This window comes from Bartonella sp. AD328YNZD (assembly GCF_042196425.1).
In genome coordinates this window covers 1-524 of the sequence record NZ_JBHIQG010000887.1, presented here as the reverse complement: position 1 = coordinate 524, position 524 = coordinate 1, and the positions used below count along the sequence as shown (strand labels likewise).

The following is a 524-nucleotide window of genomic DNA, read 5'->3' as shown; positions in this document are numbered from 1 at the left end:
ACCTAATGCGGCTTTTTTTGCTTGTTCTGCGACATGAACAATCATCGGCTTTCCAGCGATTTCAGCGAGAGCTTTTTGAGGTAGACGGGTTGAGCCCATACGGGCAGGGATAAGAATAATTGGTTCAAGAGCCATTGCAAGATTCCAAACGTCGTCTGTGATGCATTTAGGATGTTGTGTGTTATAAAGAAAAAGCTTATACTAAAAATGGTAATGAAACCATGAACATTTGAGTTTTTATGAATCGCTGGAGAGTTATCTATTTTGTTTTTGCTTGTTTATGTGTGTTGGTCATTGTTGTGGGAATTTCCACACTCAGCAATATAGTTTATGATCATCCTACATCAGTTCAATATTATCATACAGTTACCAAGAACGATATATTTAAAGAAAAACAAAAAGCACCTGATGTTTCCCTATCACTAAATAGCCGACTTCAACAAGGCAATTTTGAAAATGGCCGTAAAATTTTTCGCCAATGTGCCATATGCCATACTTCTGGACGCAATGAAGCAGGGCGTGTT

1 protein-coding gene and 1 pseudogene are annotated in these 524 nt (G+C 38.2%); one reads left to right on the top strand and one right to left on the bottom strand.

All coding sequences use genetic code 11. The features are described 5' to 3' along the window. A partial coding sequence (locus ACFIO3_RS15590) for a cytidylyltransferase domain-containing protein (protein ID WP_375704832.1) occupies positions 1-135 on the bottom strand: 135 nt, incomplete at its 3' end. 104 nt (positions 136-239) lie between these two features. Here ACFIO3_RS15590 and ACFIO3_RS15585 point away from each other — a divergent pair. Continuing rightward, positions 240-524: pseudogene (locus ACFIO3_RS15585) on the top strand (cytochrome c family protein); the annotation flags it as partial.